Raw genomic sequence first — 9,993 nt, forward strand, 5'->3', positions numbered from 1 at the left:
AAGCGAAGCAGTCCGACAACCCACCCCAGAGCCCCCGGCCCCGCCACCACGAACCCACCAGGGGCCCCGACCCATAACCCCCAACCCCTCCGCCGAAGGCGGAAAAGAACGCCCCCGCACGGCGGGAGAGCCGACAACGTGGGAAGCCCCCCGGCGTCAGCCGGCGAGGTCAGCCGGCCAGCATCAGCCCGATCCCCACCACCATCACCCCCGCCGCCGCAACCCTCGGCAGGCCGAAGCGTTCCTTGAAGAACAGCGTGCCGATCGCCGCCCCGACGATGATCGACGATTCGCGCAGGGCCGCGACGGGGGCCAGCGGCGCACGCGTCTGCGCCCAGAGGACCAGGCCGTAGGCGAAGACGGACAGCACTCCGCCGACCAGGCCCCGCACCGCGTACGGGCGGAGTTCGGCGGCGAGGCGGCCGCGCCGGGTGGCCAGCGCGTAGACGGGGATCGCGATGCCTTCGAGGAACATCAGCCAGGCGATGTAGCCCAGCGGCGTACCGGAGGCGCGGACGCCGAGGCCGTCGACGGTGGTGTACGAGGCGATGGCGAGGCCGGTGGCGACGGCGGCCGTTATCGCCGGCCAGTGCGGGCGGGAGCCGGCGCCGCGGATGCCCCACAGGGCCAGTCCGACCAGGCCCGCGGAGGCCAGGGCGACGCCGGCCAGCACCCAGGGGCCCGGGATCTCGTGGACGAAGACGGCGGCGAGGACCGTGACGGCCAGCGGCGCGGTGCCGCGCGCGATCGGGTACATCTGGCCGAAGTCGCCCAGCGAGAACGACCGCATGAGCAACGCTTGGTAGACGACGTGCAGTACGGCGGAGACCAGCAGGTAGGGCCAGGCGGCGGCCGCCGGGAGGGGGGTGAAGGCGGCCAGCGCCAGACCGCACAGCGTGCCGCCGCCGCCGACCAGTGTGAAGGCCAGGAGCTGGTCGCGTATGCCGTGCGCGAGCGCGTTCCAGGCGGCGTGGGTGACGGCGGCCAGCAGGACGGCCGCCACGACCAGCGGCGTCACGAGGTCTGCTCGCGGACGTCGACCACGCGGCCGCCGGCGTGCGCGATCAGGGTCCGGGGGTCGAGCGGGAAGACGGTGTGCGGGGTGCCGGCGGCGGCCCAGACCGTGCCGTGCGCGAGCAGGCCGCGGTCGGCGAGGACGGGGGTGCGGGTGCGGTGGCCGAACGGCGGGACGCCGCCGATGGCGTAGCCGGTGGTCTCCCGGACGACGGCGGCGTCGGCCCGGGTGACCTTCGCGGCGCCCAGTTCCGCGCGGACCCGCTCCACGTCCACCCGGGAGGCACCGTCCATGAGGACCAGGACGGGTGCGCCGTCAGCGGCGAAGACCAGGGATTTGACGATCTGGGCGAGGTCGCAGCCGATGGCCGCGGCGGCCTCGGCCGCGGTGCGGGTGGCCTCGGGGAATTTCCGGATCTCGACGCTCAGGCCGAGGGCTGCCAGCGCCTCGGCGAAACGCGGATGGGCGGCGGTGGCGGTAGCGGTGGCGGTCGGGGCGGTCTCGGTGCCGGTCGCGGAATCGCTCATGGCCCGCACGCTAGCGAAAGCTGTACGGGCCATGCGAACGGGTTCCGGCGGCCGGGGCGCGCCGCCGCCAACGGCGCGCCGCCGGGCGTCAGTTGGCGGTGAGGATGGCGCGGACCACCGGGCCGGCGTTGGTGCCGCCGTGGCCGCTGGCCGGGACGACCGCCGCCGCGGCCAGGTCGTCGCGGTAGGCGGCGAACCACGCGTTCGGCTTGTCCTGGTTGTCGACCTCGGCCGAGCCGGTCTTGGCGCCGATGTCGCCGCCGATGCCCTGCATCGCCTCGGCGCCCGTCCCGGAGGTGGCGGTCAGCTTCATCAGCGACTTGAGGTTGGCGGCGGTCTCCGGCTTCATGGTGCGCGCGGCCTGCGCGAACGCCCGGCCGTCCAGCGACTGCGCCACGAGGTACGGCTGGTGGAACGAGCCGGAGCGGGCGGTGGCCGCGATCGAGGCGACGTTGAGCGGGTTCATCCGCACGCCGCCCTGGCCGATCAGCGACGCCGCCATCTGCGCGTCGTGCTGGACGGGGACGGTGCCGTCGAAGGTGGGGACGCCGGTCGCCCAGTTCAGGCCGATGCCGAAGACGTCCCGGGCCTCCTTGGTCAGGTCGTCGTCGGAGAGGTCCTTGGCGTGGCCGATGAAGGCGTTGTTGCAGGACGCCGCGAAGCTCTGCGCGAAGGTGCCGTCCGGGATCTCGGACTTGTTGAGGTTCTGGAACTTCCAGCCGCCCACGGTGACGAACTTCGGGCAGGGGTCCTTCTTGTCCGGCGCCGTCAGCCCCTTGTCCATCAGCATCGCCGCGGTGACGATCTTCATCGTGGAGCCGGGGGCCAGCGAGCCCTGGGTGGCGACGTTGAAGCCGTCGGCGGGGGAGTTGGCGAGCGCCAGGATCTCGCCGGTGCTGGGCTTCACGGCCGCCGCGGACGCCGACTTCTTGCCCTTGACGGCGTTCTCGGCGGCGGTCTGGAGCTTGGCGTCCAGGGTGGTCTTCAGGGTGCCCGGGGTGCCCTTGGCGAGCACCTTCAGCGTCTTGTCGGGCTGCTGGGCGTTGCTGTCGGCGGCCTTCGCGCGGTGGATGTACAGCTCCACACCGGGCTTGCCGTCCGTCTTGGCGCCGTACTTGGTGCGCAGGCTGTCCAGGATGCCGGCCAGGCTCGGGTGGTCCTTGGCGGTCAGCTCGACGCCGTTGCGGTCCACCGCCTTGATCGGCGGCGCCTCGGCCTCGCCGGTGCGCAGCTCGTCGCCCTTGGCCAGGCCCGGGTAGAGCGCGGACGGCTGCCAGGCGATCTGCGGCTTCCCGGTGGCCTTGTCGCGCTGGAGGGTGACCGCGCTGCCGTACGAGAAGGGGGTCTTGACGGACTTGTAGTCGATCTCGGCGGTGACCGTGTACGGCACCTTGTCGCCGGCCGGTGTGCCGGGCTTCAGCGCCACCTTGGAGAACTTCGCCTGCCGGGCGAACGAGGCGAGCGCGGTGCGGGCGGCGTCCGGGTTGTCGGTGAGCGCGGCGGCCTTGTCGGCGTCGCCGGACTGCCAGGCGGTCAGGAACGTCTGCGCGGTGGTGTTGACCTCTTGCGCGGTCAGCGGGCCGGAGGGCACCGAGGGGCCGCCGGCGCCCGGCTTGGCGTCCGCCGCCCTGACCGCCTGCGGCGACGACCCGTCCGAGCCGCCGAACAGCGTGAAGCCGCCGACGACCCCTGCCACCAGGGCCACCGATCCGCCGATCAGTCCGTATTTCACCTCGCGGCGCATGCCACCGATCCCCTCCCAGGAGCCTTCCGTCCGTGAGTACGCACCCAAGAACGTCTCCCGCACTCTAAGGGACACGGGCGGGCGGTACGTCTCGATCCGGGCACGGTCCGGTGACACGCTGTGGAACCGCCGTGACAGGTTCGTCACATCTCGGGGAGTCCCTAGACCCAGCTGTCGAACCACATGCGGTTGTGCCAGGCGCTCTTCGGGATCGGCATACCGGTATAGAGCGGATAGAAGTAGATGAAGTTCCACACGATCAGCAGGACCAGGACGCCCGCGCCGACCGCGCCGATGGTCCGCCGCCGCTCGTCCGCCCCCGGCGGCCCGATGATCGCGCCGATCATCATGGCCAGCGCCAGGCACAGGAACGGCACGAAGACCACCGCGTAGAAGAGGAAGATGGTCCGCTCCTGGTAGAGGAACCACGGCAGATAGCCGGCCGCGACGCCGCAGGCGATCGCCCCGGCCCGCCAGTCCCGCCGGAACAGCCACCGCCACAGCACGTACAGCAGCGCGAAGCAGGCCGCCCACCACAGCAGCGGCGTGCCCAGCGCCAGCACCTCGCGGGCGCAGCCCTCGGCGGCGGTGCAGCCGTCCTGCCCGGCCTTGGGGTCCTCGTAGAAGTACGAGACCGGGCGGCCGAGCACCAGCCAGCTCCACGGGTTGGACATATAGGTGTGCGGGGTGGTCAGGCCGGTGTGGAAGGCGTAGACCTCGGTCTGGTAGTGCCACAGGCTGCGCAGCCAGTCCGGCAGCCAGGTGAAGGAGGAGTGCTGGCCCTCGGGGCTGGTGGCCCAGTCGCGGTAGTAGCCGCCCTTGGTGGCGATCCAGCCCGTCCAGGACGCCAGGTACGTGGCGAGCGCGACGAGCACCGTGGAGGCGAACGCGGGCAGCGTGTCGCGCCGCAGCACCGCCCGGAACGGGTGCCGGGCCCCGGCCGTACGCCGCGCGCCCATGTCCCACAGGACCGCCATCAGCGCGAACGCGGCCAGGAAGTACAGGCCGTTCCACTTCGTCGCCGCCGACAGGCCCAGGCACAGCCCGGCCGCGATCCGCCACGGCCGCCACCCCAGCCGCAGCCGGCCGCCGATGTCCGGATCCGGCCGGGTCAGGCCGTCCGCGCCGACCGGCAGCGCCGCCGCCAGCCGGGCCCGGGTGCGGTCGCGGTCCACCAGCAGGCAGCCGAAACCGGCCAGCACCCAGAACATCACGATCAGATCGAGCAGCGCGGTGCGGCTCATCACGAAGTGCAGCCCGTCCACCGTCAGCAGCCCGCCGGCCAGGCAGCCCAGCGCCGTCGAGCGCAGCAGCCGCCGCCCGATCCGGCACACCAGCAGCACCGACAGCGTCCCCAGCAGCGCGGTCATGAACCGCCAGCCGAAGGGGTTCATCCCGAACGCCCACTCGCCCAGCGCGATCAGCCACTTGCCCATCGGCGGATGGACGACGTACGAGTGCTCGGGGGAGAGGAGGATCCGCGGCGGGTTGGCCAGCAGGGCGTCGTTGGCGTTCTTCGCCCAGGTGCCCTCGTAGCCGTACTGGAGCAGCGACCAGGCGTCCTTGGGGTAGTACGTCTCGTCGAATATCACCTTGTGCGGACTGCCGAGGTTCCAGAACGTCAGCACGCCCGCGCACAGGGTCACCAGCAGCGGCCCCAGCCAGCCCGACCAGCGGATCAGCCAGGCGGTGAGGCGTGGGCCCGCGCCGAGCAGGGCCCAGCCCCGGCCGTCCGGCTCCGGGAACGGCGCGACCAGCCGCGTCCGGACGTCGGGGGCCGGCCGCCCGGCGTACCCGAAGCGGCGCAGCCGCCGCTGCCACCCGGGCGGCCGGTCGGTCGGCTCCGGGGGGTGCGGGGCGGCCGCGTGCGTCGCGGCGGTGTCACTGGTCACCCGGCCCATCGTAGGGAAGGGGTCTGCGGAGCGCGGGCGTGCGCCGCCGGGCGGCCCCGGCGCGTCACCGGCCCGGTCGGCGGGCGGTCCCGGCCGGTCCCCGCCGGGGTGGCGGCCGCGGGGCTGGGAGGATGGGGGCGTGACTGGAACGCTGGTACTCGCAGGGACGCCCATCGGCGACGTGGCGGACGCCCCGCCGCGGCTCGCCGCCGAACTCGCCGCCGCCGATGTGATCGCGGCCGAGGACACCCGGCGGCTGCGCCGGCTCACCCAGGCCCTGGACGTGGTGCCGGCCGGCCGGATCGTGTCGTACTTCGAGGGCAACGAGGCGGCCCGGACGCCGGAGCTGGCGGACGCGCTGGCCGGCGGGGCGCGGGTGCTGCTGGTCACCGACGCGGGTATGCCGTCGGTCTCCGACCCCGGCTACCGCCTGGTCGCCGCCGCCGTCGAGCGCGGCGTGAAGGTCACCGCCGTGCCCGGCCCGAGCGCGGTGCTCACCGCGCTCGCGGTGTCCGGGCTGCCGGTGGACCGCTTCTGCTTCGAGGGCTTCCTGCCCCGCAAGGCCGGTGAGCGGCTGGCCCGGCTCCGCGAGGCCGCGGAGGAACGCCGCACCCTGGTCTACTTCGAGGCGCCGCACCGCCTGGCGGACACCGTCGCGGCGATGGCCGAGGTCTTCGGCGCCGACCGCCGCGCCGCGGTCTGCCGCGAGTTGACCAAGACGTACGAGGAGGTGCGGCGCGGCGGGCTGGGCGAGCTGGCGGCGTGGGCCGCCGAGGGCGTCCGCGGCGAGATCACGATCGTGGTGGAGGGCGCCCCGGAGCGCGGCCCGGCGGAGCTGGACGCCGCGGAGCTGGTGCGCCGGGTGCGGATCCGCGAGGAGGCGGGGGAGCGCCGCAAGGAGGCGATCGCGGCGGTGGCGGCGGAGGCCGGGCTGCCCAAGCGGGAGGTCTTCGACGCGGTGGTGGCGGCGAAGAACGCCGACCGGGCGGGCGGCGGTCCGGGCGCCTCCGGATGAGCGTGGGCATGCTCGACGGAGCGTAAAAGCCCAGCGTACGGGCGGGAAGCGACCGTTCAGAAGGTAAATGGACGGCATCGAAGGTAAAGCGAACGGGCGCCCCGCGATGCGTTTGTCCTACGAGCTGCCAAATCTGGGCCAATAGGTGCCGACTCGGCTGCCGTTCCGGCCCCGGAAGGAGTTCCCTGAGTACGGGACCTTCCGGCCCCGGAGAGCTTGTCCAGCGGACAAGAGGAGCGCACATGAGCGACATCACCAAGACGACGACGGCCGGTGCGACCGGCGCCGCGCCCGCCCCGACCCAGCCCGTCCCGACCCAGGCCCGGCGGCCCGAGCCCGCCGCCCGCGAGGCGTACGCCTTCTGCTGCATGAGCTGCGGCCACGGCTGGGAGCAGGCGTACGACATCGAGCACCAGGTGGACACCAAGGGCGTCACGCACGCCGTGTACTACGCGGACGGCGAGCGCGTCCCCTCGCCCCTGACCCATCCGACGTGCCGCAGCTGCGGCGGCACCGTCGTCCGCATCATGCGCTCCGGGCAGGTCTCGATGGTCTCCGACGCGATCGCGCACCTGCACCAGAGCCCGCAGCGGAAGTCCGCCCACCGCGCGGACGGCGACGGGCCCGCGCCGGAGCGGCACCACTGGCACCTCTCCGACCTGCTGCACCCCTTCCAGCACCACCGCAGGTGAGGCGCCGGCCGCCGTCCTCGTAGGATCGCGGCCATGGCCACGCAGGACAAGCACACCCCGCCGCCGCTGCCCGAACCGCTCCGGGTGCCGGTCGCGGACTCGCACACCCACCTGGACATGCAGGACACGACCGTCGAGGCGGCCCTCGCCAAGGCCGCCTCGGTCGGTGTGACCACCCTCGTCCAGGTGGGCTGCGACCTGAACGGCTCCCGCTGGGCCGCGGACACCGCCGCGGCCCACGACGCGGTGCACGCCGCCGTCGCCCTGCACCCCAACGAGGCGCCCCGGATCGTCCTCGGCGACCCGGACGGCTGGTCCCGGCAGGGCGCCCGCGAGCCCGGCGGCGACGCGGCCCTGGACGCCGCGCTGGCCGAGATCGACGCGCTGGCCGCCCGCCCCGAGGTCCGCGGCGTCGGCGAGACCGGCCTCGACTACTTCCGCACCGGCCCGGACGGCATGGCCGCCCAGGAGCGCTCCTTCCGCGCCCATATCGAGATCGCCAAGCGGCACGGCAAGGCCCTGGTCATCCACGACCGCGAGGCCCACGACGACGTCCTGCGGATCCTGCGCGAGGAGGGCGCCCCGGACCGGGTCGTCTTCCACTGCTTCTCCGGCGACGCCGCGATGGCCGAAGTGTGCGCCGCGGCCGGCTACTTCATGTCGTTCGCCGGCAACGTCACCTTCAAGAACGCCCAGCCGCTGCGCGACGCCGTCGCCGCGGCCCCGCCGGAACTCCTCCTCGTCGAGACCGACGCGCCCTTCCTCACCCCCGCCCCGTACCGCGGACGGGCCAACGCCCCGTATCTGATCCCGCTCACCCTGCGGGCCATGGCCGCCGTCAAGGACATGGACGAGGACGCGCTGGCCTCGGCCGTCGCCGCCAACACCGCCCGCGCGTTCGACTACTGAACGCACGGCCCGACGCGCGCCGGCCCGGCGGGAGTTGGGCCGGACGCCCGTACTCCGCTACATTCCGCGCTTGACCGGTTACCGGACGACACCCGTGGCAGGTGCAGCGTGAGCCCCTCACCCAGCGGCCACCGCGGCCGCCGCGCCCGCGGCCGCCGCCGGCGCCCCGCCGCCGCCCCCGAGCACCTCCGCCGGCTGCTGCCCCGCGCCCTGGTCGTCGCCTTCCTCGCCGGCGGCACCACCGCCTTCGTCGCCCAGGACAAGGCGATCCGGCTCAGCGTCGACGGCGACCCGCGCACCCTGCACACCTTCGCCGGCGACGTCGAGGGCCTGCTCGCCGACGAGGGCGTCCCGGTCGGCGCCCACGACATCGTCGCCCCCGCCCCCGGCACCGGCCTGACCAGCGGCGACGAGGTCGTGGTCCGCCACGGCCGGCCCGTCGTCCTGACCCTCGACGGGCACCGCCGCCGGGTGTGGACCACCGCCGCCACCGTCGAGGAGGCGCTGCGCCAGCTCGGCGTCCGCGCCGAGGGCGCCTACCTCTCCACCGCCCGCTCCCGGCCCATCGGCCGGCACGGCCTGGAACTCCACGTCCGCACCGCACGCACCGTCCACCTCGTCGCGGACGGCCGCGAGCACCTGGTCCGCACCACCGCCGCCACCGTCCGCGAGGCCCTCGCCGAGGCCGGCTTGGCCCTGCGCGAGGCGGACACCACCTCCGTACCGCCGGACAGCTTCCCCCGCGACGGCCAGACCGTCACCGTACTGCGGATCACCGGCCGCACCGAGGTCCGGGAGGAACCCGTCCCGTTCCGCACCATCCGCCGCCCCGACCCGCGCCTGCCGCGCGGCACCGAGCAGACCGTCCGCCCCGGCGCCCCGGGCCTGCGCCGCGTCACCTACCGCTGGGAGACCGTCAACGGCGTCCACCGCCGCCCCCGCCGCATCGCCACCGAGACGCTCCGCGCGCCCAGCCCCCGCATCGTCCGCGTCGGCACCCGCGCCGCCCCCGCCTCCGTCCCCGGCGCCGACCACCTCGCGTGGGGCGCGCTGGCCCGCTGCGAGGCCGGCGGCCGCCCCGACGCGGTGGACGCCACCGGCACCCACGGCGGCCTGTACCAGTTCGACACCGCCACCTGGCACCGCCTCGGCGGCACCGGCCGCCCCCAGGACGCCCCCGCCGAGGAGCAGACCTACCGGGCCAAGAAGCTCTACGTCACCCGGGGCGCGAGCCCGTGGCCGCTGTGCGGCCGTAAGCTTCACGGGTGAGCGAGCGCAAGACCACTGATGACACAGGCCCCCTGCTGGGCCCCGCCGATGTCCGGGAGCTGGCGGCCGCGCTGGGCGTCCGACCCACCAAGCAGCGCGGCCAGAACTTCGTCATCGACGCCAACACCGTCCGCCGGATCGTCCGGACCGCCGAGGTCCGCCCCGACGACGTGGTGGTGGAGGTCGGCCCCGGCCTCGGCTCGCTGACCCTGGCCCTCCTGGAGACCGCCGACCGCGTCACCGCCGTCGAGATCGACGACGTACTCGCCGCCGCGCTGCCCGCCACCGTCGCCGCCCGCCTGCCCGAGCGCGCCGACCGCTTCACGCTCGTCCACCGCGACGCCCTGCACGTCACCGAGCTGCCCGGCCCGGCCCCCACCGCCCTGGTCGCCAACCTCCCCTACAACGTCGCCGTGCCCGTCCTCCTGCACATGCTGGAGCGGTTCCCGACCATCCAGCGCACCCTGGTCATGGTCCAGGCCGAGGTCGCCGACCGCCTCGCCGCCGGCCCCGGCAGCAAGGTCTACGGCGTCCCGTCCGTCAAGGCGAACTGGTACGCCGAGGTCAAGCGGGCCGGCGCGATCGGCCGCAACGTCTTCTGGCCGGCCCCCAACGTCGAATCCGGCCTGGTCTCCCTGGTCCGCCGCACCGAACCGCTGCCGTCCCGCGCCTCCCGCGAAGAGGTCTTCGCGGTCATCGACGCCGCCTTCGCCCAGCGCCGCAAGACCCTGCGGGCCGCGCTCGCCGGCTGGGCGGGCTCGGCCCGGGCCGCCGAGGCCGCGCTCGTCGCCGCCGGCGTCTCCCCGCAGGCCCGCGGCGAATCGCTGGCCATCGAGTCCTTCATCGCCATCGCCGAGAACAAGGCCGCCGCCGACGCCGCCGCCGGCCAGGAGTCCACGCCGTGACCCGCCCCGTGACCCGCCCCGCCCC

At 74.4% G+C, this 9,993-nt stretch carries 9 protein-coding genes; 5 read left to right on the forward strand and 4 right to left on the reverse strand.

All coding sequences use genetic code 11. The annotated features are described in order from the left end of the window. Positions 1-169: 169 nt before the first annotated feature. From ADL22_RS07815 to ADL22_RS07830, 4 genes are all read right to left on the reverse strand, one after another. Positions 170-1,018 (reverse strand): DMT family transporter, encoded by an 849-nt coding sequence (locus tag ADL22_RS07815; RefSeq protein ID WP_066975108.1) that lies wholly within the window; start codon positions 1,016-1,018, stop codon positions 170-172. Then, the gene (locus tag ADL22_RS07820; RefSeq protein ID WP_066975123.1) at positions 1,015-1,542 is read right to left on the reverse strand and encodes a YbaK/EbsC family protein; all 528 of its coding nucleotides are present in this window, start codon (positions 1,540-1,542) and stop codon (positions 1,015-1,017) included. Before ADL22_RS07820 ends, ADL22_RS07815 begins: the two co-directional genes overlap by 4 nt. 88 nt (positions 1,543-1,630) lie before the next feature. After that, positions 1,631-3,286, reverse strand: coding sequence for a penicillin-binding transpeptidase domain-containing protein (locus ADL22_RS07825; protein ID WP_066975111.1), 1,656 nt, complete (start codon positions 3,284-3,286; stop codon positions 1,631-1,633). Positions 3,287-3,447: 161 nt separating this feature from the next. Next, positions 3,448-5,187: a dolichyl-phosphate-mannose--protein mannosyltransferase gene (locus ADL22_RS07830; RefSeq protein ID WP_066975113.1), complete on the reverse strand. Its 1,740-nt coding sequence runs from the start codon at positions 5,185-5,187 to the stop codon at positions 3,448-3,450. Positions 5,188-5,317: 130 nt separating this feature from the next. Here ADL22_RS07830 and rsmI point away from each other — a divergent pair, with 130 nt between their 5' ends. From rsmI to rsmA, 5 genes are all read left to right on the forward strand, one after another. Then, entirely contained in the window at positions 5,318-6,193 is an 876-nt protein-coding gene (gene rsmI, locus ADL22_RS07835) for a 16S rRNA (cytidine(1402)-2'-O)-methyltransferase (RefSeq protein ID WP_066975115.1), read from the forward strand. Positions 6,194-6,435: 242 nt separating this feature from the next. Next, on the forward strand, positions 6,436-6,885 hold the full coding sequence (locus ADL22_RS07840) for a hypothetical protein (RefSeq protein ID WP_079063926.1): 450 nt from the start codon (positions 6,436-6,438) through the stop codon (positions 6,883-6,885). Between the two features lie 33 nt (positions 6,886-6,918). Further along, on the forward strand, positions 6,919-7,794 hold the full coding sequence (locus ADL22_RS07845; protein ID WP_066975117.1) for a TatD family hydrolase: 876 nt from the start codon (positions 6,919-6,921) through the stop codon (positions 7,792-7,794). 108 nt (positions 7,795-7,902) lie between these two features. After that, positions 7,903-9,063: a resuscitation-promoting factor gene (locus ADL22_RS07850; RefSeq protein WP_066975119.1), complete on the forward strand. Its 1,161-nt coding sequence runs from the start codon at positions 7,903-7,905 to the stop codon at positions 9,061-9,063. Further along, on the forward strand, positions 9,060-9,968 hold the full coding sequence (gene rsmA / locus ADL22_RS07855; protein ID WP_066975121.1) for a 16S rRNA (adenine(1518)-N(6)/adenine(1519)-N(6))-dimethyltransferase RsmA: 909 nt from the start codon (positions 9,060-9,062) through the stop codon (positions 9,966-9,968). The genes ADL22_RS07850 and rsmA overlap by 4 nt, the downstream gene beginning before the upstream one ends. The last annotated feature ends 25 nt before the right edge of the window (positions 9,969-9,993 follow it).

Origin of the sequence: Streptomyces sp. NRRL F-4489 (assembly GCF_001509485.1) — a bacterium.
Taxonomy (GTDB): domain Bacteria; phylum Actinomycetota; class Actinomycetes; order Streptomycetales; family Streptomycetaceae; genus Streptomyces.